The following is a 22073-nucleotide window of genomic DNA, read 5'->3' as shown; positions in this document are numbered from 1 at the left end:
GCATGCGTCGCGGCTGCGCTGTCGCCTGTTCCGGCGTTGGCGCAGGATCATCAAGGCCATCAGCAGCCTGCCTCCGCCCCTGCCCCCACCGATTCCCCGATGGATCATTCCAACATGGATCACGGCGCCGTGGATCACAGCACCATGGACCATTCGGCCATGGATCATTCCGCTATGGACCATGGCGGCCATGCCATGCACCCGGCCATGATGAACGCCGGGTCGGGCACTGCCCGCCTGCCCGATGCCGAACCGATGCGGGCGATCCACACCCAGGCGGGCGGCTGGGGCGTGATGATCCATGGCTTCGTCTTTGGCGCGGCGACCGACCAGTCCGGCCCGCGCGGCGACACTCAGATCTATGCCCCCAGCATGGCGATGGTGATGGCCGACCGCGCGCTCGGCGACCGCACCCAGTTTCAGCTGCGCCTGGGGATGAGCGCGGACCCGACCATGGGCGCGCGGGGATACCCGAACCTGTTCACCACCGGCGAAACCGCCAATGGCGAGGCGCTGATCGACCGTCAGCATCCGCACGACCTGTTCATGGAACTGGCCGCGCGGATCGACTTGGCGTTGGGCGAAACGGATGACACTCGCCTGTTTGTCTATGGCGGCCCGGTCGGCGAACCGGCGCTTGGTCCGTCCGCCTTCATGCATCGCCGTTCGGCGCAGTATCTGGCGCTGGGGCCGATCACCCATCACTGGTTCGATTCGACGCATATCGCTTATGGCGTCGTGACGGGCGGGATCGCGGCCAAGCGGTTCCAGGTGGAGGCATCGGCCTTTCGCGGGCGCGAGCCGGACGAGGAACGCTGGGGCATCGAGACTCCGGCGCTGGACAGCTGGTCGGTGCGCGCCACCTGGGCACCCAGCGAGAACCTTACCGCACAGGTCAGTTTCGGGAGGCTGAAGGCCCCAGAGGCGCTTCACCCGGACGAGAACGAAGCGCGGACGACCGCCAGCGTGCACTATGCCACGCGCGACCTGAACGCCACGCTGGCCTTTTCGTCCAAGAATCGGCTGCCCGGCCCGGTGCTCACCGCCTGGCTGGCGGAGGCGAACTGGAACCTGACGCCGCGCCACAGCCTGTTCGGGCGATACGAGAATGTCGCCAATGACGAGCTGTTTCCGGAGGGCGATCCCCTGCACGGCCAGCCGTTCCGCGTCGCCAAGCTGGAGGGTGGCTATGCCCATCGCATCCTGCTGAACAAGGATGTCGAACTGGCGCTCGGCGGATCGGTGGCGACGTATTTCAAGCCGGAAGCGCTGGATGACGCCTATGGCCGCAATCCGCTGGCGGTGACCGGTTTCGTCAAGATAACCGTCGGCCAATAGGCGCCCGACCAGCGCCAACCGTCCTCCCGGCCCTGCGCCGGGAGGACGAAAGGAAAGCAAACCGCGCCGTCAGGCCGCGCGGCGGAACGCGCTGTCGAACGGGACCAGCGCGTCCAGGAATTGGGCCGCGCTCGCTTCCCAAGTGAACCCCTGGCCATAGGCGGCACAGGCAGCACGGTCGCGTGTCAGTGCGGCGGCGATTGCAGTCCCCAGATCGGGGTCCAGCGCCCCCACCTGTGGCGTCACGACGTCGATCGGCCCGGTGACCGGATAGGCAGCGACGGGCACGCCGCAGGCCAGTGCCTCGATCATCACCAGCCCGAATGTGTCCGTGCGGCTGGGAAACACAAACACGTCCGCCGCCGAATAACAGGCAGCAAGTTCCGAACCGAAACGCGGCCCCATGAACACGGCCTTTGGGTGAGCCGCCTCCAGCGCACCGCGCGCGGGTCCGTCGCCCACCACCACCTTCGTTCCCGGATGATCGACGCTCAGAAAGGCTTCCAGGTTCTTCTCGATGGCGACGCGCCCGACATAAAGCTGCAGCGGGCGTGGCAGGGCGGCGAGTTCGGGATGGGGGGCCAGCCCCGGCTGGAACTTCGCCAGATCGACGCCCCTGCCCCAATGCCGTACCTGCGGCAGGCCATGGTCGATCAGGGTCTGACGGATGCTGGGCGTCGATGCCAGGATCGCCTGAGCCGGGGCGTGAAACCAGCGGATATAGCGCCAGATCAGCTCCGCCGGGATGCCGGTGCGTGCCGAGACATAGTCCGGGAACTGGGTGTGATAGGCGGTGGTGAAGGGAAAGCCGCGGCGCAGGCACCACCGCCGCGCTGCCAGGCAGAGCGGCCCTTCTGTGGCCAGGTGAATGGCGTCGGGTCCGAACGCGGCCAACCGGGCACCGATAGTGGCGGTCCGCGCCATCGCCAGCCGGATTTCGGGATAGGTGGGACAGGGGACCGAATAGAACTGGTCGGGCGAAATCACCATCACCTGATGGCCCTGTGCCTCCAGCACGCGACGGACGGACTTCAGGGTGCGGACCACGCCGTTGACCTGGGGTTCCCAGGCATCCGTGACGAGTGCGATCCGCATTGGAATCATGCCGCGACCCGGGTTTCCACAAGGGGCGGCGCAATCCCGTCCCGGGCCGCGATCTCATCGGCCCAGTGCAGCACCTCCATCCGCCCGTCGAAATGCTCGACCAGGGCGGTGCATCCCTCCACCCAGTCGCCGTCATTATAATATTCGATACCGTCGATCATCCGTGCATCGGCGGTGTGGATATGGCCGGCGATGACGCCGTCCACCCCGCGCGAAGCTGCCTCGCGCGCCACGATCTCCTCGAAGTTCGAAATGAACTCCACCGCGTTTTTCACCTTCTTCTTGGCGTGCTTCGACAACGACCAGTAAGGCATGTTGGCCCAACGCCGATAGGCATTCACCCACCGGTTCAGCGCCATCATGAAGGTATAGGCGGCATCGCCTAGATGCGCCAGCCAGCGATGGGACAGGGTGATCGCGTCGAATTCGTCGCCATGCAGCACCAGCAATCGGCGGCCGTCTGCGGTTTCGTGGATCGCTTGGCGCTTGATCTCCACCCCGCCGAAATTCAGGCCCGTGAACTGGCGGAACATTTCGTCGTGATTGCCGGGGACATAGATAATCCGCGTGCCGCGTCGGGCGCGCTTCAGGATGCGCCAGACGATGTCGTTGTGCGCCGCCGGCCAATAGAACTTCTTTTTCAGCCGCCAGCCATCGATGATGTCGCCGACCAGATACAGCGTCTCGCTGTCCACATGGTCCAGGAAATCGATCAGCAGGTCCGCATTGCAGCCGCGCGTGCCCAGATGCACGTCGCTGATCCAGATGGTGCGGAACTGGCGACGCTCCGTCACCGATTTTTCCGGAATGCTGGGCGACGATTTGGCGAAATCCGCGATGTCGTTGATGTCGGTGCCGAACGGGAGCTTGGTGATGGTCGCCATCGGGTGCCGGTCCTTGCGAAAGCAGCGGTTGATGGCACCCGCCAATGCCCGGCGATTGTTACATCTGGAATCGTCCGCATGTCGCGGTTTCGTAACATTCCCGCCGATTCTGCGGGGCCTGACACTGTTCTGTCCGCTTTCCACAGCCGATCCTGTTTACTCAATCGGCGCGCCAGATCGTGTGCCGCATTCGATGGGAGGGCAGCATGAAGCGCAGGCAGTTTGTTACCATGATGGCGGGCGCTCCGGCGCTTTGCTGGGCGGGCGCATTGGTCGCGCAGGATCGAGACGACCCGCTAAAGCCCAAGTCCCCCGCCCCGACGCGGCCCGCCCGGACATCGATCCGATTCGACGCGCCCAACCCCACCAAATTCGACGGTCGCGTGCTTCACGGCCAGCTGCTTGAGCGGCTTGTTCTCCAGACCCAGGGCTTGGCCGGTCAACGCGGGCAATTGGTCATCGGATTTTATGGCCAGAACAACCGGGAAAGCTCGGCATGGGCGTCGGCTCCCTTCCGACTGACGGACGGCGAGGTCAGCCTGTTTCGGTCGGGCTGCACGCTTTCGCCTGCCGTGTTCAGCGGCGATGCGACGATGCATGTGCCGGGGACGCTGCATCGCGACAATTGGGTCACGGGCCGCGCCACGATCAACGAAGTGCGCCAATTCATGGAATCACGGGCGACGGCTCATTTCCTCCAGGAAGGGATTGCCATGATGCTGGTGCCCCTCTTGCCAGGTGTCCGGTGCAATCTGGCGCTGTTCGACGGCTATCAGGATGAGGCGAATGGCGATCCATCGGGTCGACACAAATGGTCGCTGCCCGCGCTTTAGCGATCGCTTGCTGCTAGCCCGACGGAGCGCCTCTCGTTAATGCCCGGTCGGCGCAAGCCAGCCTGCTGTCGGGAGTGCCATGTCCATTCAGATCTGGTGGCTTTATGTCACCGCCGTATTCCTGATCTCGGCCACGCCCGGGCCGAACATGCTGCACGTGATGACGCAGAGCATCCGACACGGCGTGGGCCGATCGGTCATCTCAATGGCCGGGCTGATGCTGGCGAACATCCTGTGCCTGCTCGCTTCGGCAGCAGGGCTGGGCGCGCTCCTCCGCGCGTCGCCGATGCTGTACGAGGCGCTGAAGCTGATCGGCGTCGCCTATCTGGTCTGGCTGGGGGTCAAGGCCTGGCGCGCACCGGTGGACCCAGACGCGGCGGCCGCCCCCCGCACCGGCGGGTCGGCCCGCGCCCTGTTCCTGACCGCGATGGGTACCGGCTTTTCCAATCCCAAGCTGATCGTGTTCGCCGCCGCGTTGTTTCCGCAGTTCATCGACACCGGCCGGCCGATCGCATTCCAGCTGGGCATCCTGATCGCCACCTTCACCGTGATCGAGGGGTTCTGGTTCACCACCTATGCGCTGGGCGGCCGATCGCTGGCCCGCTATCTGGCATCCCCTGTCCGCCAGCGCTGGTTCAACCGGGCGACGGGCGGCATTTTCATTGCGTTCGGCCTGGCGCTGCTGGGCAGCCGGGTGTGATCCGGGCTTGACCTTTGCCCGCTTTGTCGGCTTCGACGCGGGGCATGAGCGATCTCGACCAACTCCGCGCCGACCTGATCCCGGCCATTGACCAGGCCCCCGCGCTGGACGCGCTGGAGGCCTTGCGCGTCGCTGCCCTTGGCAAGCAGGGCAGCATCACCGCGCTCCTCAAGACGCTGGGCGGCATGACGCCCGACCAGCGTACCAGCGAAGGGCCGCGCATCCATGCGCTGCGCGAGGCGGTGACCGAGGCCATCGCCACCCGCAAGTCGGTGCTTGAGGCGGACGCACTCGCCGCAAAGCTGGCCGCCGAGCGTATCGACCTGACCCTGCCCGCCGACCTGCCCCCGCCCGGCGGCGTGCATCCCATGGCGCAAGTGATGGACGAGCTGGCCGAAATCTTCGCCGACATGGGCTTCGCCGTCGCGACGGGTCCGGAGATCGAGGACGACTGGCATAATTTCACCGCGCTCAACATTCCGGAAACCCATCCGGCGCGGGCGATGCACGACACTTTCTATGTCGACGGGCCGGACGGCGCGCGCCGCGTGCTGCGCACCCACACCTCGCCGGTGCAGATCCGCACGATGACGTCGCAGCAGCCGCCGATCCGCATCATCGCGCCGGGCCGGGTCTATCGGAGCGACAGCGACGCGACCCACACGCCGATGTTCCATCAGATCGAGGGGCTGGTGATCGACAAGGGGATAACGCTGGCGCACCTGAAATGGACGCTTGAGACGTTCCTGAAGGCGTTTTTCGAACGCGACGACATCGTCCTGCGCCTGCGCCCCAGCTATTTTCCGTTCACCGAACCGGGGGTGGAGGTCGATGTCGGCTTCACCTGGGTAAAGGGCAAGCGCGTGATCGGCGGCGACGGCAATGCGGCCGATGGCGGCTGGATGGAGGTCTTGGGCAGCGGCATGGTCCATGCCCGTGTGCTTCGAAATTGCGGGCTGGACCCCGATGAGTGGCAGGGATTTGCCTTTGGCACCGGCGTCGACCGGCTGGCGATGCTGAAATATGGGATGGACGATCTGCGCGCCTTTTTCGACGGCGATATCCGTTGGCTCCGCCATTACGGGTTCGGCGCGCTTGACGTGCCCACGTTGTCGGGGGGAGTGGGCGCATGAAGTTCACCCTTGGCTGGCTGAAAAGCCATCTCGACACCGACGCGGACCTCGCCGCGATCCTCGATGCGCTGACCCGCATCGGGCTGGAGGTGGAAGGCGTGGACAATCCCGCCGACCGGTTCGCCGGCTTCACCGTCGCGCGCGTGCTGACCGCAGAGCGCCACCCCCAAGCCGACAAGCTTCAGGTGCTGAGCGTCGATACGGGCAGCGGCAACCCCCTACAGGTGGTGTGCGGTGCGCCCAATGCCCGTGCGGGGCTGGTCGGCGTCCTTGGCCTGCCCGGCGCGGTGGTGCCGGCGAACGGCATGGAACTGAAGGTGTCCGCCATCCGCGGCGTCGAATCCAACGGCATGATGTGTTCGACGCGCGAGCTTGAACTGGGCGACGACCATGACGGCATCATCGAATTGCCCGAGGATGCACCGGTCGGCACGCCCTTCCCCGCCTATGCGGGACTCGACGATCCGGTCATCGACGTGTCGATCACCCCCAACCGCCAGGATTGCATGGGCGTTCGCGGAATCGCCCGCGATCTGGCGGCGGCTGGCCTGGGCACGCTGAAGCCGCTCGCTGACGTCTACCAATTCCCCGCTCGGGCTGAGCCTGTCGAAGCCCTGTCCTTTTCTTCGAGCAAGCAAGACAGCGCTTCGACAAGCTCAGCGCGAACGGATGGTGTGGCCGAAGTCGAGGGTACCGGCCCGGCGCCGGACGTCCGGACCGACGACCCTGCAGGCTGCCCGGCCTTCTTTGCGCAGAGCGTCAGCGGCGTTTCCAACGGCGATGCGCCCGAATGGATCGCCCGCCGCCTGACCGCCATCGGGCAGAAGCCGATCAGCGCGCTGGTCGACATCACCAACTATGTGATGATCGACCTTGGCCGCCCGCTTCACGTCTATGACCGGGCAAAACTGACCGGCGGTCTCGTCGCGCGCAAGGCGGTGGCGGGCGAGCAGGTGCTGGCCCTCAACGGCAAGACCTATACGCTCGACGAAACGATGACCGTCATCGCCGACGATGTCTCGGTGCACGACATTGGCGGCGTGATGGGCGGCGAACATTCGGGCTGTTCGGAAACGACCAGCGACGTGCTGATCGAATGCGCCTATTTCACCCCCGAACATATCGCGGTGACCGGCCAGAAGCTGGGCCTGACCTCGGATGCGCGGCAGCGGTTCGAGCGCGGGGTCGATCCGGCGTTCCTTGACGATGGCCTGGCCATCGCCACGCGGCTGGTCCTGTCGATCTGCGGCGGCACGCCCAGCGCGATCACGCGCGCGGGCCGGCCGCCGCTGGAGCCGCGCACCGTGGCGTTCCGCCCCGAACTGGCTGAAACGCTGGGCGGCCTCGCCGTCCCCGCCGACCGCCAGCGGGCGATCCTGGAACGGCTGGGCTTTGCGGTCGATGGCGATGTCGTCACCGTGCCGTCCTGGCGCCGCGACGTGGATGGCCCGGCCGATCTGGTGGAGGAAGTGATCCGGATCGAGGGGATCGACAAGGTGCCCTCCACCCCCCTGCCCCGCACGCCCGGCGTCGCCACGCCCACCGCGACCCCGGCGCAGAAGCTGGAGCGCCGCCTGCGCCGCACCGCCGCTGCGCGCGGCCTGTCTGAAGCGGTCACCTGGAGCTTCATCGGCGAGGCGCAGGCAGCGGCTTTCGGCGGCGGGGCATGGACCGTAGCCAATCCAATCGCGGCGGACATGAAGGTGATGCGGCCGTCCCTGCTGCCCGGGCTGTTCGGCGCGGCCGACCGCAATCTGCGGCGCGGGGCGACCAGCGTGCGGCTGTTCGAGATCGGCCGCCGCTACCTGGCCGATGCCGAGCGCCCGACGCTGACCGTCCTGCTCGCGGGCGAACGCACCCCGCGCGGCTGGACTACGGGCAAGGCCCAGCCCTTGGGCCCGTTCGATGCCAAGGCGGAGGCGCTGGCCCTGCTGGAGGCCGCTGGCGCGCCGGTCGGCAATCTGCAGGTGATGGGCGAGGCTGGCGACGCCTGGCACCCCGGTCAGTCGGGCACGCTGCGGCTTGGGCCGAAAACCGTGCTGGCCGCGTTCGGCATGATCCATCCCGCAACGCTCAAGGCCTTCGACCTGGACGGCGTCGCCGTCGCGGCGGTGGAGCTGTATCTCGACGCCATCCCGCCCAAACGCGCTTCGGGTTTCATGCGCCCCGCCTATGCGCCGCCCGCGCTTCAGGCCGTGACCCGCGATTTCGCGTTCCTCGTCCCAGCCGATCTGGCGGCCGGCGACCTGGTCCGCGCGATCCGGGGCGCGGACAAGGCGGCGATCACCGATACGCGCCTGTTCGACCGCTTCGAAAAGGACGGCCAGCTCAGCCTGGCGGTCGAAGTGACGCTGCAACCGGGCGACAAGAGCTTTACCGACGCGGACCTGAAAGCGATCGCCGACAAGGTGGTGGCGGCCGCCGCGAAACTCGGGGCCAATCTGAGGGGTTGAGCCTATTCTCCCCTTCCCTGAAGGGGAGGGGCTTTAAGATGAAGGAGACACGCCCATGCCCACCGCCCTCATCACCGGTGCCACTGCCGGGTTCGGTGCCGCCGCCGCACGCGCCTTCGTCAGCGCAGGCTGGCAGGTGATCGGCACCGGCCGCCGGGCCGAGCGGCTGGACGCGCTCAATGCGGAACTGGGTGACGCCTTTCTGCCGCTGGTCTTTGATGTGCGCGATGAGGCCGCCCGCAACGCCGCGCTGGACAGCCTGCCCGAAGCCTTTGCCGCCATCGACCTGCTGATCAACAATGCCGGCCTCGCGCTCGGCACCGAGCCGGCGCAACGGGCCAGCCTGGCCAATTGGCAGACCATGATCGACACCAACATCTCGGCGCTTATCGCGATCACTCACAAGCTGCTGCCCGGATTGATCCAGCGCAAGGGTGCGATCATCAATCTCGGCTCGATCGCGGGGAACTACGCCTATCCCGGCGGCAACGTCTATGCCGCCAGCAAGGCGTTCGTGAACCATCTGAGCCACGTCCTGCGCGCCGACCTGCACGGCACTGGCGTGCGCTTGACGTGTATCGAACCGGGCATGGCGGAGACGGAATTCACCGTGGTGCGCACCGGCGGCAACCAGCAGGCCTCGGACAGCCTCTATGCGGGGGTCAACCCGATCACTTCGGAGGACATCGCCGACACCATGCTGTGGGTCGCGACCCTGCCGCCGCATCTGAACATCAACCGCATCGAGATCATGCCGGTGCATCAGAGCTTTGCCGGATTTGCGATTCACCGCGAGGGGCAGGCGTGAGGGAACGAGCCCTCACCCTTCCCACCGCTTCGCGGCGGGCCCCTTCCCTCTCCCGCAAGCGGGAGAGGGAGGGAGCGGCGCAGCCGCGGAAGGGTGAGGGTTTATGAGCGATTGGCTCAGCATCGGCGGCGGCGCGCTTACGGCCCGCATCAACCCGCTCGGGGCGGAACTGTCATCGCTGACGGATGCGCAGGGCCGCGAATGGATGACCGATGCGGACCCCGCCTTCTGGGCTGGCCGCTCCCCGCTGCTGTTCCCCATCGTCGGCGCGCTGAACGGCGGCACTTATCGCCATAAGGGGCAGGAATATGCCCTGCCCCAGCACGGCTTCGCCCGCCGCCGCTCCTTTGCGCTGATCGACAGCGGTGCGGACCATGCGACCTTCCAACTGACAGACGATGGAGACAGCCGCGCCGTCTATCCCTTCGCCTTTGCGCTCGACGCGGAATACCGGATCGACGGACCATCGCTGACCATTGCCTGCACCGTGACGAACACCGGGGATGAGCCGATGCCCGCCAGCTTCGGCTATCACCCCGCCATTGCTTGGCCGCTCCCGGGCAATGCGGACAAGGACGGGCATGACATCGCTTTCGATCAACCGGAACCCGGCCTGCTCGCCCGCCTGTCCAGCGGCCTGATCGCCGGGCACGACCGGCCAAGCCCGCTGATCGACGGCCAGATTCTTAGGCTGGGCGATGCCCTGTTCCAGGACGACGCGCTGATCTGGGACGGCCTAGCCAGCCGCGCCGTCACTTATCGCTCGCCTGGCGGCACGACGCTGCGGGTTGAATTCCCGGACGCCGACAAGCTGGGCATCTGGAGCAAGCCCGGCGCGCGATTCGTCTGCATCGAACCCTGGTGGGGCATCGCCGATCCAGTGGGCTTCGCAGGAGAGATTAGCGAGAAGCCGGGCATTTACCTCCTGGCTCCTGGCGAGGAACGCCGCTTCGCGATCCGAATCTCCATTGTGTCCACCGACCGCTCGTCCTGAGGAGCCGCGAAGCGGCGTCTCGAAGGACATCCTCAGGTGCTTCTAGACGGGGCTGACGCGCCTCTTCAGCACCAACGGACAAAACCCTCACCCTTCCCACCGCTTCGCGGCGGGCCCCTTCCCTCTCGCGCGTGCGGGAGAGGGAGGGAGCGGCATAGGGTTCCCATGAAAGTAAAACTTTCATGGGGCCCGGCAGCCGCGGAAGGGTGAGGGTTCTATTCCTTCTTCACCCTACCCCTCGATAAACGCCAGCAGGTCGGCGTTGATCACATCGGCATGGGTCGTCGCCATGCCGTGCGGTAGGCCCGGATAAACCTTCAGCGTGCCGTGCTTCAGCAGCTCGATCGCCTTCATCGCGCTGTCGTGAATGGGCACGATCTGGTCGTCGTCGCCGTGCATCACCAGAACGGGGATATCCAGCGCCTTCAGATCCTCCGTAAAATCCGTCTCGCTGAACGCCTTGATGCAGTCGTAATGCGCCTTGGTGCCGCCCATCATCCCCTGCCGCCACCAATTGTGGATGACGCCCTGATCGACCTTTGCCCCCTCGCGGTTGAAGCCGAAGAACGGCCCGGTCGGGATGTCGAGGAAGAACTGGGCGCGATTGGCGACCAGAGCATCGCGGAAGCCGTCGAACACCGACATGGGCAGCCCCTCCGGATTGTCCGGCGTCTGCACCATGATCGGGGGCACCGCACCGATCAGCACTGCCTTGGCCACCCGCCCCGGCTCGGCACGGGCGGCATAATGCGCCACTTCGCCGCCGCCGGTCGAATGGCCGATATGGATGGCCCCTTTCAGGTCCAGTGCCGCCGCCAGCGCCTTTACGTCGGCGGCATAAGTGTCCATCTCGTTGCCCTGCCACGTCTGGGTCGAGCGGCCATGCCCGCGCCGGTCATGCGCAATCACCCGGTATCCCTTGTGCAGGAAAAACAGCATCTGGTTGTCCCAGTCGTCCGCACTCAGCGGCCAGCCATGATGGAACATGACCGGGGTGGCATCCGCCGGTCCCCAGTCCTTGTAGAAAATCTCGGTGCCGTCGTCGGTGGTGATGAATGGCATGGTGCTGCTCCCTGTCCCGTCAGCCATGAATGGCCGAGTCGCCGGGGGACAGGATGATGCGAAAGCGGGTCGATGTCATGACAGCGATGTCGGGACGTGCCGCCCTCGACTTGGCATGGCCGGACCGCTAGGGCGCGCGCATGACTTCCCCGTTAGACCGTCGCACCTTTGCGATCATTTCCCACCCCGATGCCGGCAAGACGACGCTGACCGAAAAGCTGTTGCTGTTCGGCGGCGCGATCCATCTGGCGGGCGAGGTGAAGGCGCGGGGCCAGGCGCGGCGCGCCCGCAGCGACTGGATGAAGATCGAGCAGCAGCGCGGCATTTCCGTCACCTCATCGGTGATGACGTTCGAGCGGCAGGGCGTGACCTTTAACCTGCTCGACACGCCGGGGCACGAGGATTTCAGCGAGGATACCTATCGCACCCTCACCGCCGTCGACAGCGCGGTGATGGTGATCGACGTCGCCAAGGGCATCGAAAGTCAGACGCGGAAACTGTTCGAGGTGTGCCGCCTGCGCTCGGTTCCCATCATTACCTTCGTCAACAAGGTGGACCGGGAGGGGCGCGAGGTGTTCGCGATCCTAGACGAGATCGCCGAACTGCTGGCGCTCGATGTCACCCCGATGACCTGGCCGGTCGGCATGGGCGGTCAGTTCGAGGGGATTTACGACCTCGTCACCCACCGCCTGCTGCTGCCCGAAGGGGACAGCCGCGAGTTTCAGGGCAAGGTGATCCAGACCAGCGGTCTGGACGATCCGCAGCTGGATGCGATCCTGTCGCCCGACAATCTCGCCAAGCTGCGCGAGGATGTGGAACTGGCGCAGGCGGGCTATCCCGAATTCGATATGGAGGCATATCGGAACGGCGACCTGACGCCCGTCTATTTCGGTTCGGCGCTGAAGGAGTTCGGCGTCGATTCGCTGATCGAGGCGCTGGCCCATCATGCGCCCCCACCCCGCCCCCAGCCCGCCGAGCCGGCCCCGGTCGATCCCGCCCAGAGCGAAGTCACCGGCTTCATCTTCAAGGTCCAGGCGAACATGGACCCCAATCACCGCGACCGGATCGCGTTCATGCGGCTGTGCTCCGGCACGTTCAAGCGCGGCATGAAGCTGACCCCGACGGGCCATGGCAAGCCGATCGCGATCCATTCGCCCATCCTGTTTTTCGCCCGCGAACGCGAGCTGGCGGACGAGGCCTATCCCGGCGACATCATCGGCATTCCCAATCACGGCGTGCTGCGCGTCGGCGACAGCTTGAGCGAAAAGGCGGGAGTGCGCTTTACCGGCCTGCCCAATTTCGCGCCGGAAATCCTGCGCCGTATCGCGCTGAAGGACCCGACAAAGACGAAACAGCTGCGCAAGGCGCTGGACGACCTGTCGGAAGAAGGGGTGATCCAGGTCTTCTATCCCGATATCGGGTCGAACTGGATCATCGGCGTCGTCGGCCAGCTTCAGCTGGAAGTGCTGCTGTCGCGGTTGGATGCGGAGTACAAGGTCGGCGCGAACTTGGAGGGCGCACCGTTCGAGACCGCGCGCTGGATCTCAGCGGACAGCGACAAGGACCTTGAAGAGTTCATGTCGATCAATCGCGGCGCGATGGCCAAGGACCGCGACGGCAATCCTGTGTTCCTCGCCAAATCGGCCTGGGAAGTGAACTACATCGCCGACCGCTACGCCAAGGTGAAGTTCGCCGCCACGCGCGAACGCTGACGCTTACCCGTGCTCCTGCGAAAGCAGGAGCCCAGAGCTTCACAGGCCGTCGCTCGAAACCCTGGATTCCTGCTCTCGCAGGAATACGAATATCTCCTACCCCACCCAGTCCCGTCTGAGCGGCCGGACCGCCAGCAGCATCAACCCTGCCGCCACCGCATAGAATGCCAGGGCCGCCATCGCGGCATAGCGAAGCGCCTCGTCCCCATGGGCGGCCGTCATCCCATCGGCCACCGCGCCCATGATCCAAGATCCGGCACCCAGCCCGATCAGGTTGTTGATGAACAGGAACGACGCACTTGCCGTCGCCCGCATGTACGGCGGCACCAGATGCTGCACGGCAGTCGTCACCGGGCCGAGCCACAGTATGTTGAGGCCGTTGGGAATCAGGAACAGTAACCATGCGATCACCGGCGATCCAGTCATCGCAAAACCGCCCAGGAACAGCGGGATGCTGGCCCCCCAGGCGAATGCCGGCAGCCGGGCATAGGCACCGCGATCCGCCAGACCCAGCCGGTCGGCCAGCCATCCGCCTGAAAACACCCCGATCGTTCCGCCGACCAGCAGCAGCGATCCGAAGAAATAGCTGGTCGACGCCAGATCGAACCCGAAACTGAGCATCAGGACCGAGGGCGTCCAGAAGGCGAGGCCATATCCGCACATCGAACTGAACGCGGCGGCAAAGCTCATCAGCCAGAAGCTCGGCTTGGCGGCAAGGATGCGGAACACCGCGCTTACCGGCACCCGTTCGCCGGCCGGTTGGGCAGGGCGCGCCGGTTCGCGCACGATCAGGCGGAACAGCGGCGCGATCAGGATGCCGGCAATGCCGACGATAATGAACGCCCAGCGCCAGTCCACGCTGGCCGCGATCCAAGCGCCGAGCAGCGTCCCGCTGGCCAGGCCAATGGGAATGCCCAGCGAATAGATGGCCAGCGCCCGCGCCCGCTGATGCGGGGGAAAGGTGTCGGCGATGACGGCATAGCTGGGTGCCACGCCCCCCGCCTCGCCCACGCCGACCCCAAGCCGGAACGCGAACAACTGCCAGAAACTGCCCGCCATGCCGCAAAGCGCGGTAAAGCCGCTCCACACGGTCAGCGACAGGGTGATGACCCAGGTGCGGCTCGTCCGGTCGGCAACCAGCGCCAGCGGAATGGCCAGCGTGGAATAGAGAAGCGCAAAGGCGATGCCGCCCAGCGCGCCCAGCTGGGTGTTGGTCAGGTTCAGGTCCGCCTTGATCGGCTGGACCAGGATGCCCAGGATCTGCCGGTCGAGGAAATTGAAGGTATAGACCAGCAACAGCATCGCCAGCGCCGCCGCGCGATACCCCGGCGTCGTGGGTGCGCCTGACCCGTTCATGCCCGCTCCTTGCCCGCCGCGACCGACCCGCGATCCTTTGTGGTTAGCAGGGCGCGCATCGACCGCCAATGCGCGCCCGTTCGATCAGAATTTCGCGGTGAACGTCGCAAAGACCTGGCGCGGATTGCCGTAATAGGCGGTCAGCACCCCTTCCGTGCCCAGCGTCGGCACGAAATTGCCGGTGGCCGGGTTGGTCAGGAACGCGCCCGTATCCGGGTTCTGCGCCAGGAAATTGTAACCGGCGACGATATAGCGCTTGTCGGTCAGGTTGCGGCCATGGACGCCGATCGAATAGCTTTCGTTGATCGCCCAGACCAGATTGGCATCCCACAGCGCGAACGCCGGCTGATCGAGCAGCGGGGTGCGCAATTCGAACTGCTGGCTGTCGCCGCGATAACTGACCGTGGTGCTGAGATCGACCGAACCCGCCCCGACCGGTGCGGAATAGGCAATGGTGCCGCTGGCCGTCCAGTCGGGGGTGTTCTGGAACGCCCGGCGGTCGGCCACGTCGATGCCGCGCCCGTCGATGAACTGAGTGTATTTGGCATCCAGATAGCCCATCGTGCCCGACAGCGTGAACCGGTCGCCCGCCGCCGCGAAGTCGCGGGCAGCGACCAGGTTCACCTCGGCCTCGATCCCGTTGATCCGGGCGCGGCCGGCATTGGTCGTCACGCCGATAAAGGTCTGCTGGCCGTTGATGGTGGTGCCGATCGATCCGGGCACCTGCACATCGGTATAATCCGAGCGGAAGGCGGCGAGCGCGAAGGTCAGGCGGCGGTCCCACACCGAACCCTTGAAGCCGACTTCATAGGTATCGACCGTTTCGGGGTCGAACGAGAGGAAGTCGAACACCTGATCGGCATTGCAGACGCCGCCGGTGGGCGTGCGGCACGCGGTCGATTGCCCGCGCGGATCGAAGCCGCCGCCCTTGAAGCCCTGCGAATAGCTTGCATAGACATTCAGGTCGCCGGTCGGCTGCCACTGGATCGACGCACGGGGCGTGAAATCGCCGAAATCGGCCGCACCCGAAAAGTTGGACGTCGTTGCGAACAACGTCCCGTTGCCATTGAAGAAGGGCGAACCGCCGCCCAGGAACGTCTGGCGAAGGATCGTCGACCGCCGCGTGTCCCAGGTGTAGCGGCCGCCGACCGACAGGCTCAGCTGATCCGTCAGGTCATAAGTCGCATCGGCGAACAGCGCGACAGTATCAGTTTCCACATTGCCGAAGGTGAGCGCCGTGACCCCGCCCGGCAGGCGCACGTCGAACACGGTCCGCGCCTTGGCATCCAGATAATAGAGGCCAACGAGCGCATTGAACCGGTCGGTGCCGACCAGCATCTGCACTTCCTGGCTGAACTGCTCGTTGTTGTAGAATGCCGGCACATCGACCTGCACCGCCGGCAGCGCATCGAAATCGATCGGCGTGCCGCTGTCATCCTTGCGATAGCCGGTGATCGAGCGGAAGGTCAGCCAGTCGGCGGGCTTCGCCTCGATGAACAGCGATCCGCCATAGGCCTCGACCTTCTGTTCCGGATCGTTCAGGCCGCCGCGCGAATCGTACACATCGTCCAGCACCGGGGCGCCGGTGGCGATGCCCCGGATCAGCCGGTGGCCACCGCGCGGATTGCTCTTGTCCTCGGTATAATCACCCGACAGACGGATGAAGAGGCTGTCGTCCGGCTCGATCTGAAGCGTACCGCGCGCCGCCCAGATGTCCTTGTTGTAATTGGCATCGCCGGTGGTCAGGTTCTCGCCGAAACCGCCGCGCGACAGCCGCGCCGCCGCGCCGCCGATCTTCACCACGCCATTGCCGATCGGCACGCTGCCGCTGATCACGGCATCGGCCTGGTCATAGGTGCCATAGGCCGCCCGCACCTTCAGCATGGGGTCGTCGCCCAGCCGACGGGTGACATATTTGACCGCGCCGCCGATGGTGTTGCGGCCATAAAGCGTGCCCTGCGGCCCGCGCAGCACCTCGATCCGCTCGACATCGTAAATGTCCAGCACCGCTGCCTGCGGGCGGTTGAGGTACACATCGTCCAGATAGATGCCGACGCCCGCCTCGAACCCCGCAACCGGGTCCTGCTGGCCTACGCCGCGGATAAAGGCGCTCAGCGTCGAATTGGTGCCGCGCGACACCTCCAGCGTCACGTTGGGGGTAACGGCGGCGAGGTCGGTGACATCAATCGCGCCCACCCGCTCCAGCTGGTCCCCGGAAAAGGCCGTGATGGCGATCGGCACGTCCAGCAGCGATTCCTCGCGGCGTCGGGCCGTCACGACGATGTCGCCATCGGCAGGGTCGCTGGACGCCGCATCCTGCTCCACCTCATCCGGCCCGGCCTGTTGCGCATAAGCGGGCATGGCCATCAGCGCCGGGATGGCGACGGCGGACAACATCAGCGGACGGATGATGGACGAACGGCTTTTCATGGCGAAACCTCCCCGTTTTCGGCATCCCGTCATGCGCGGGTTGTGCCCTGTTGCAAACCGCTATACTGAAACCTGAACCGGGTTTCAACTTGGGAATGTGATGGAGGGGGCCGGATGGGGGCGGGACCGGAAACGACGGCTGCATCGGCGGCGAGCGCGGGCAAGGAACCGCGGACCGAACGGGGGCGGCGCACGCTTCGTGCCATCCTGGATGCTGCCGCGCTGGAGTTCGGCGAAAAGGGGTTTCACGACGGTTCGATCAGCGGGATTACCCGCCGCGCCGGCGTGGCCCTGGGCAGTTTCTACACCTATTTCGACAGCAAGGACGCGGTGTTCCGTGCGCTGGTCCAGGACATGTCGGATCAGGTGCGAGATCATGTCGCCCCTGCCCTTCGCGCCGCGTCCGATCCGCTTGCCGCCGAACGGGCAGGCCTGCTTGCGTTCATCCGCTTCGTGCGGGAACATAAGGAAATCTATCGCATCATCGACGAGGCGGAGTTCGTCGACCCCGACAGTTTCCGCCGCCATTATGCGACGACGGCGGACCGCATCCATGCGCGCCTGTCCGCTGCTGCGGCACGCGGCGAAGTGCGCGGCGACGTGAACGAGGTCCATGCCTGGGCGATCATGGGCATGAACGTCTTTCTGGGTCTGCGCTACGGCGTCTGGAACGATGCCGATGCACCCGATGGCGTTGCCGACCGCGTCGCCGACCTGCTGGCCGATGGCCTTGCGCGGCGCGACTGAGCCGTCACTGGCCCCGCAACAGATCCTTTAGCCCGGAAAAGGCGCCGATCGACACTTCGTCCTCCCGCTGCACCCCCGCCTCGCGCAGCGCGGCATCGGCGGCGGGACTGCGGGGATAGGGATCGAGCGCCAGCGCCATGGTCTCCGCCGCCGCCTCGCCCAGATCGACGGACCCGGCGGCATAGAACAGGGTATCGGCGGCGGATTCGTCGATCTCCACCTCATCCTCCATCGCATCCGGTTGCGGCACGAACTGAAGCTCGACCGGTTCATCGACGGTCGCCGGCACCGGATCGCCGGTGGCGATACAGCGCTGATCGACGGTGGCCCTGACCCGACCGGCGGCCAGCACCCGGTCGCCGTCGCGCCGGACCGTCATTTCGGCGGTCAGCGCGTGCACCGCGACCAGATCGAACCGGCGGGCCAGCTTTTCCCGCTCGGTCGCATCCGCCTCGATCGACACGGCCTGGGCCGTCCCGCCCATCTGGTCGAGTCGCCACGGACGCGAAAATTCCGGGCCGGTCATGGCAGGTTGCCCTGCATGATGGTGTCGACCGACACCGTGCGCAGGTCGCCGCGCAGCGCGCGCAGGCGTGTCGTCACATGGTCGAGCGCGGCAGGATCGGGGGCTACGCCGCGATACAGGTTGCGGACCAGCGCTTCGTGCATCTGGGCAGCCCCGGGCGCCGCCAGCCCGTCGCGATACGCGCCCAGCCGGCCACCGAGCATCCCCATCATCCGCCCGATCTGCTTGCCGACCACGATGTCGCCGAACCCGATCTGGCGGAGCTGACCGTCCATATCCTCGACAAAGCATTCGGCCAGCGCCGCCGCCGGGCCAGCCCCCTCCGGCGTCTCTTCCAGCCGCAACAGCACCATGGCCAGCACCGCGGCCACCATGTCGAACCGGCCATCGATGGTGTCGGGCACCTGTCCCGCCAGATACCAGTGCGGCTCGCGGGCACGTTCGACGGCGGCGCGATAGGCACGTTCCGCCGGGCGTTCGCCCCGCGGTCCAAACAGGCGCTGTAACAGCTTCATTCCACCGTGCCTCTTGTCCGTTCGTCACAGCGCCCTTGTGGCGCCACGATTGGCGGCATATTGAGCGGCTGGCCCGGGGTTGCAATGGATTGACCGGGCCGATGGTTATTTTGCGGAGGCGGTGGTGATGAAGTCCCTTTCCTATCGGGCGCTGGGCGTCACGCTGCTGATGACGGCCGCCCTGGCGACCGGGGCCTGCACCAAATTGCGCAGCCATCAGGGATATGTGATCGACGCCGATCTGGTGAACTCCGTCCAGCCGGGCGTCGACAATCGCGATTCGGTGCTCCAGACGCTGGGCAGCCCCACCTTTGTCGCGCAGTTCAACGACAAGGAATGGATCTATCTGTCGCGCGACAGCCGCAACCTTGCCTATAACCGGCCGCGCCCCGTCGATCAGACCGCGCTGCGCATCGTGTTCGACGATGCCGGCAACGTCGCGCGGATCGACAAGACCGGGATCGATCAGGTCGCCTTCATCGCGCCCAGCGACAAGAAAACGCCGACCCTTGGTCGGGAGCGCGGCTTTTTCGAGGATCTGTTCGGCAATATCGGTCAGGTCGGCGCCCCGCTGGGCGGCGGTGCCGGCGGGCCCGGCGGCCCCGGGCAGTGATGTTCCTTTCGCTCCGCTAAACGACCGATTCCCGGCCCGTTCAGCCGAATCGGCCTAGAACCCTTTTCATGATCCGGCGTTATCCGGCCGGAATGAAAGGGAGTTTGTTCGATGCGTAAGCCCATGCTGATGCTGTTGATGGCTGCGGTGGCGATGCCCGTCATCGCAATGCCGAGCGCCGCCCAGGCCCAGGTGCGCGAATTGCGCCGCGACCGGCAGGATGTGCGCGAGGAACGCCGGGAACTGCGCCAGGCGTATCGCCGGGGCAATCCACGCGAAATCCGCGAAGAACGCCGCGACCTGCGTCGCGAAACCCGCGATCTGCGCCAGACGCAGCGCCGCGTGGATCGCAACCGCGCCTGGGGCAACAATGACTGGCGGGATTACCGCGCCCGCAACCGCGGCGTCTATGCCCGCGGCAACTGGAACGCGCCGTTCCGCTACAATCGGTGGAGCAACGGCGGTCGGATCGCGCCGGCCTATTACGGCCAGCGCTACTGGATCGCCAATCCCGGCCGCTATCGCCTGCCGCCCGCCCGGGGTGCCGTGCGCTACGTCCGTCATTATGACGATGTCCTGCTGGTCGACACCCGCCGTGGGCGCGTGATCCAGGTGTATAACAACTTCTTCTGGTAAGCATTCGGGGCGGTCCTGTTGGGACCGCCCCTTCTTCAGGCATCACCGCATGGTGAACAGCACCTGGTCGACGACGCGCCCGCCCGGTGCCACCAATGCCAGCCGGTGCGCGCCTGGCCCGGCCAGCACCATCGGCCGTCCGTCCGCAGCGCCAAGATCGCGCTTGTCGAGCATCAGTCGGTGCCCGGCCACCTCACCCGACACCCCGATCACCAGCCGTTGCCGGTCCACCGGGATATCGGGATCGAGCGCATAGACGCTGCCCGATACCGGGCTGACGATCCGGGGGCGTCGCGCGGTTGCCGGGGCCAGCGCCACCTCGCCCATCCCGGTCCCGGCCAGGAAGAACTCGCGCCTCGGCTGCTCCAGCCCTTCGGCAAAGCGAACGCTGCGCCCCTCCACCCCCGCCGGGATCGCCGGTGCCCGCCCCGGCCGGTCGCGGTGCAGCGCCAGCATCACGTCGCGCCAAACGGGTGCTGCCCCGCTGGTCCCCGACACCGCGCGCATCGGATCGCCCTCAAGGTTCCCGACCCACACGCCGACGACATAGCGGTCGGTAAAGCCGATGCACCAATTGTCGCGCATCGCCTTGGACGTGCCGGTCTTCACTGCCGCCCAGAAGGGGAGCCGCAGTGCCGAATCCGTGCCGAACGTCGCGGCGCGCGCATTGGCATCGGCGATCATGTCCGCCACGATCCAAGCGGCGGCGGGCGTAGTGACCGCGCGCGGTTCCTCCGCCGTCTCCCCCTTGGTCAGCCGCAGCTTCTGCCACTGCCCACCGCGCGCCAGGCTGCGATAGGCGGCGACCTGTTCCATCAGCGTCACTTCCGCCGACCCCAGCGCCAGCGAATAACCATAATATTGTCCGTCCTCGGTCAGCCCGCGATAGCCCGTATCCCACAGCCGGTCCCGAAACGCCTCCACCCCGGTCAGCAATAGCGTCCGCACGGCGGGGACGTTCAGCGACCCGGCCAGCGCCACCCGCGCCGAAACCGGCCCCTTGAACGCCCGGTCGTAATTCTGCGGCACATACAGCCCCGACGCCGTGTCCAGCTGAACCGGCGAATCGTCCAGGATGGAGGCGGGCGTCAGGTAGCCGCGCTCGATCGCTTGCGCGAACAGGAACGGCTTCAGCGTCGATCCCGCCTGCCGATAGGCGCTCGCCCCGTCCACCGCCGCCGCTGTCGACGCGCCTCCGACGCCGCCGACATAGGCGAGCACCTCGCCGGTCGCGGTATCCGCCACCACCACTGCCCCGTCGCGCGCCCGCGATCCGCCCAGCCCCTTGAGCTGCCGAGTCAGCGCCGCAACGGCGATGCGCTGCACGCCCGCATCCAGCGTCGTCGTCACGTTGGCGCCCGGCTCCTTCAGCAACCGCACCGACAGATGCGGGGCAAGGCCGGGATCAAGGCGCAGGCTGCGCGCCGGACCCAGCATCGACGCCGCCCCGCTGCGAAACCGCGCACAGTTGCCCCCGCCGGCAATCGCACAGGCCCGCCGCGCCACCGCCGCCGCATCCGCCCCCGGCGCGGGCAACAGGGCGGCGAGCAGCACGCCATCGTCGCGGGTAAGCGTTCCGGCCGTCTTGCCGAACATGCTCAGCGCCGCCGCACCCACCCCCTGCGCCTCGCCGCGAAAGCCAGCCAGGTTCAGATAGGCCTCCAGTATCTGGTCCTTGCCCCAGGCCCGCTCCAGCGCCCAGGCGGCGCGCATCTGCTTGAGCTTGTCGCGCCACCCCCGCGCGCCGGGCCGGGCCAGTTCCGGCGCAACGAACGCGGCAACCTGCATCGAAATCGTGCTCGCCCCGCGCACCCGCTCTCCAGTCACCCGGTCGCGCACGCTTCCGGCAAGCGCCCACCAGTCCACGCCGCCATGATCGGCAAAGCGCCGGTCCTCCGCTTGAACGATCGCCGCCCGCGCATCGGCGGACACGGCATCCAGCGGCACCCAGGCCAGCCGCCGCGCCGCAAAATCCACCCGCTCGCTGTCGATCAGCGCGCCATTGCGGTCGTACAGCCAGGCCTCGGACGGGCGGAATTCAGCCTTGACGCTGGCCAGCGAAGGCAAGGGCGGCGGCAGCGTCAGCCAGCTAAGCACCGCATACAGCGCAGCCGCTAGAGCCAGTGCCACCAACCCCCAATGCCGCCGAGCAATCACCTACCCGTTTCCCGGCGAAGGCCGGGGCCCAGTTGCGAGCGCCTGCAAGCTGGACCCTGGCCTCCGCCGGGG

General features: G+C 66.5%; 19 protein-coding genes. 11 read left to right on the top strand and 8 right to left on the bottom strand.

Going from position 1 to position 22073, the window contains the following annotated elements:
- Positions 1–99: 99 nt before the first annotated feature.
- Positions 100–1338: a hypothetical protein gene (locus ACPVPU_RS06805; protein WP_448660214.1), complete on the top strand. Its 1239-nt coding sequence runs from the start codon at positions 100–102 to the stop codon at positions 1336–1338.
- 69 nt (positions 1339–1407) lie between these two features.
- Here ACPVPU_RS06805 and ACPVPU_RS06800 read toward each other — a convergent pair whose 3' ends face one another.
- Together ACPVPU_RS06800 and ACPVPU_RS06795 are read right to left on the bottom strand one after the other, a co-directional pair.
- A complete protein-coding gene (locus ACPVPU_RS06800) occupies positions 1408–2433 on the bottom strand; it encodes a glycosyltransferase family 4 protein (RefSeq protein ID WP_448660213.1) in 1026 nt (341 codons plus the stop codon).
- 5 nt (positions 2434–2438) lie between these two features.
- A complete protein-coding gene (locus ACPVPU_RS06795) occupies positions 2439–3326 on the bottom strand; it encodes a UDP-2,3-diacylglucosamine diphosphatase (protein ID WP_448660212.1) in 888 nt (295 codons plus the stop codon).
- 206 nt (positions 3327–3532) lie between these two features.
- Here ACPVPU_RS06795 and ACPVPU_RS06790 point away from each other — a divergent pair, with 206 nt between their 5' ends.
- From ACPVPU_RS06790 to ACPVPU_RS06765, 6 genes are all read left to right on the top strand, one after another.
- The gene (locus ACPVPU_RS06790; protein ID WP_448660211.1) at positions 3533–4159 is read left to right on the top strand and encodes a hypothetical protein; all 627 of its coding nucleotides are present in this window, start codon (positions 3533–3535) and stop codon (positions 4157–4159) included.
- Positions 4160–4238: 79 nt separating this feature from the next.
- On the top strand, positions 4239–4859 hold the full coding sequence (locus ACPVPU_RS06785; RefSeq protein ID WP_448660210.1) for a LysE family translocator: 621 nt from the start codon (positions 4239–4241) through the stop codon (positions 4857–4859).
- A gap of 44 nt (positions 4860–4903) precedes the next feature.
- On the top strand, positions 4904–5992 hold the full coding sequence (gene pheS / locus ACPVPU_RS06780) for a phenylalanine--tRNA ligase subunit alpha (protein ID WP_448660209.1): 1089 nt from the start codon (positions 4904–4906) through the stop codon (positions 5990–5992).
- Entirely contained in the window at positions 5989–8445 is a 2457-nt protein-coding gene (gene pheT / locus ACPVPU_RS06775; RefSeq protein WP_448660208.1) for a phenylalanine--tRNA ligase subunit beta, read from the top strand. The genes pheS and pheT overlap by 4 nt, the downstream gene beginning before the upstream one ends.
- Positions 8446–8500: 55 nt before the next feature.
- Positions 8501–9253, top strand: a complete 753-nt coding sequence (locus ACPVPU_RS06770; protein ID WP_448660207.1) for an SDR family NAD(P)-dependent oxidoreductase — start codon at positions 8501–8503, stop codon at positions 9251–9253.
- A gap of 103 nt (positions 9254–9356) precedes the next feature.
- Complete coding sequence (locus ACPVPU_RS06765) at positions 9357–10247, top strand: aldose 1-epimerase family protein (RefSeq protein WP_448660206.1); 891 nt, start codon at positions 9357–9359, stop codon at positions 10245–10247.
- Between the two features lie 231 nt (positions 10248–10478).
- On the opposite strand, the gene ACPVPU_RS06760 is transcribed toward ACPVPU_RS06765, so the two are convergent.
- A complete protein-coding gene (locus tag ACPVPU_RS06760; protein WP_448660205.1) occupies positions 10479–11309 on the bottom strand; it encodes an alpha/beta fold hydrolase in 831 nt (276 codons plus the stop codon).
- A gap of 140 nt (positions 11310–11449) precedes the next feature.
- Between ACPVPU_RS06760 and ACPVPU_RS06755 the strand changes: the two genes are divergently transcribed.
- A complete protein-coding gene (locus ACPVPU_RS06755) occupies positions 11450–13021 on the top strand; it encodes a peptide chain release factor 3 (protein WP_448660204.1) in 1572 nt (523 codons plus the stop codon).
- Between the two features lie 96 nt (positions 13022–13117).
- Here the strand turns inward: ACPVPU_RS06755 and ACPVPU_RS06750 are convergent, their stop codons facing one another.
- Complete coding sequence (locus tag ACPVPU_RS06750; protein ID WP_448660203.1) at positions 13118–14377, bottom strand: spinster family MFS transporter; 1260 nt, start codon at positions 14375–14377, stop codon at positions 13118–13120.
- Positions 14378–14461: 84 nt separating this feature from the next.
- Positions 14462–16807, bottom strand: coding sequence for a TonB-dependent receptor (locus ACPVPU_RS06745; protein ID WP_448660202.1), 2346 nt, complete (start codon positions 16805–16807; stop codon positions 14462–14464).
- A gap of 114 nt (positions 16808–16921) precedes the next feature.
- On the opposite strand from ACPVPU_RS06745, the gene ACPVPU_RS06740 reads away from it, so the two are divergent.
- Positions 16922–17554, top strand: coding sequence for a TetR/AcrR family transcriptional regulator (locus ACPVPU_RS06740; protein WP_448660201.1), 633 nt, complete (start codon positions 16922–16924; stop codon positions 17552–17554).
- Positions 17555–17558: 4 nt separating this feature from the next.
- Here ACPVPU_RS06740 and ACPVPU_RS06735 read toward each other — a convergent pair whose 3' ends face one another.
- Complete coding sequence (locus tag ACPVPU_RS06735; RefSeq protein WP_448660200.1) at positions 17559–18080, bottom strand: YceD family protein; 522 nt, start codon at positions 18078–18080, stop codon at positions 17559–17561.
- A complete protein-coding gene (locus ACPVPU_RS06730) occupies positions 18077–18595 on the bottom strand; it encodes a ubiquinol-cytochrome C chaperone family protein (RefSeq protein WP_448660199.1) in 519 nt (172 codons plus the stop codon). Before ACPVPU_RS06730 ends, ACPVPU_RS06735 begins: the two co-directional genes overlap by 4 nt.
- Positions 18596–18722: 127 nt before the next feature.
- On the opposite strand from ACPVPU_RS06730, the gene ACPVPU_RS06725 reads away from it, so the two are divergent.
- Positions 18723–19208 (top strand): outer membrane protein assembly factor BamE, encoded by a 486-nt coding sequence (locus ACPVPU_RS06725; protein WP_448660198.1) that lies wholly within the window; start codon positions 18723–18725, stop codon positions 19206–19208.
- Between the two features lie 111 nt (positions 19209–19319).
- On the top strand, positions 19320–19844 hold the full coding sequence (locus ACPVPU_RS06720) for an RcnB family protein (RefSeq protein WP_448660197.1): 525 nt from the start codon (positions 19320–19322) through the stop codon (positions 19842–19844).
- A 42-nt stretch (positions 19845–19886) separates the two neighbouring features.
- Here ACPVPU_RS06720 and pbpC read toward each other — a convergent pair whose 3' ends face one another.
- Positions 19887–21974: a penicillin-binding protein 1C gene (pbpC, locus tag ACPVPU_RS06715; protein ID WP_448660196.1), complete on the bottom strand. Its 2088-nt coding sequence runs from the start codon at positions 21972–21974 to the stop codon at positions 19887–19889.
- Between the last annotated feature and the right edge of the window lie 99 nt (positions 21975–22073).

The organism is Sphingomonas paludis, from assembly GCF_053502515.1.
This window is presented reverse-complemented; position numbering and strand designations above follow the sequence as displayed.

What these genes read in the sequence shown, in the direction of transcription:
- ACPVPU_RS06805 (WP_448660214.1), top strand. Translation starts at nt 100, where the DNA reads ATGGATCATTCCAACATGGATCACGGCGCCGTGGATCACAGCACCATG.
- ACPVPU_RS06800 (WP_448660213.1), bottom strand. Translation starts at nt 2,433, where the DNA reads ATGCGGATCGCACTCGTCACGGATGCCTGGGAACCCCAGGTCAACGGC.
- ACPVPU_RS06795 (WP_448660212.1), bottom strand. Translation starts at nt 3,326, where the DNA reads ATGGCGACCATCACCAAGCTCCCGTTCGGCACCGACATCAACGACATC.
- ACPVPU_RS06790 (WP_448660211.1), top strand. Translation starts at nt 3,533, where the DNA reads ATGAAGCGCAGGCAGTTTGTTACCATGATGGCGGGCGCTCCGGCGCTT.
- ACPVPU_RS06785 (WP_448660210.1), top strand. Translation starts at nt 4,239, where the DNA reads ATGTCCATTCAGATCTGGTGGCTTTATGTCACCGCCGTATTCCTGATC.
- pheS (WP_448660209.1), top strand. Translation starts at nt 4,904, where the DNA reads ATGAGCGATCTCGACCAACTCCGCGCCGACCTGATCCCGGCCATTGAC.
- pheT (WP_448660208.1), top strand. Translation starts at nt 5,989, where the DNA reads ATGAAGTTCACCCTTGGCTGGCTGAAAAGCCATCTCGACACCGACGCG.
- ACPVPU_RS06770 (WP_448660207.1), top strand. Translation starts at nt 8,501, where the DNA reads ATGCCCACCGCCCTCATCACCGGTGCCACTGCCGGGTTCGGTGCCGCC.
- ACPVPU_RS06765 (WP_448660206.1), top strand. Translation starts at nt 9,357, where the DNA reads ATGAGCGATTGGCTCAGCATCGGCGGCGGCGCGCTTACGGCCCGCATC.
- ACPVPU_RS06760 (WP_448660205.1), bottom strand. Translation starts at nt 11,309, where the DNA reads ATGCCATTCATCACCACCGACGACGGCACCGAGATTTTCTACAAGGAC.
- ACPVPU_RS06755 (WP_448660204.1), top strand. Translation starts at nt 11,450, where the DNA reads ATGACTTCCCCGTTAGACCGTCGCACCTTTGCGATCATTTCCCACCCC.
- ACPVPU_RS06750 (WP_448660203.1), bottom strand. Translation starts at nt 14,377, where the DNA reads ATGAACGGGTCAGGCGCACCCACGACGCCGGGGTATCGCGCGGCGGCG.
- ACPVPU_RS06745 (WP_448660202.1), bottom strand. Translation starts at nt 16,807, where the DNA reads ATGAAAAGCCGTTCGTCCATCATCCGTCCGCTGATGTTGTCCGCCGTC.
- ACPVPU_RS06740 (WP_448660201.1), top strand. Translation starts at nt 16,922, where the DNA reads ATGGGGGCGGGACCGGAAACGACGGCTGCATCGGCGGCGAGCGCGGGC.
- ACPVPU_RS06735 (WP_448660200.1), bottom strand. Translation starts at nt 18,080, where the DNA reads ATGACCGGCCCGGAATTTTCGCGTCCGTGGCGACTCGACCAGATGGGC.
- ACPVPU_RS06730 (WP_448660199.1), bottom strand. Translation starts at nt 18,595, where the DNA reads ATGAAGCTGTTACAGCGCCTGTTTGGACCGCGGGGCGAACGCCCGGCG.
- ACPVPU_RS06725 (WP_448660198.1), top strand. Translation starts at nt 18,723, where the DNA reads ATGAAGTCCCTTTCCTATCGGGCGCTGGGCGTCACGCTGCTGATGACG.
- ACPVPU_RS06720 (WP_448660197.1), top strand. Translation starts at nt 19,320, where the DNA reads ATGCGTAAGCCCATGCTGATGCTGTTGATGGCTGCGGTGGCGATGCCC.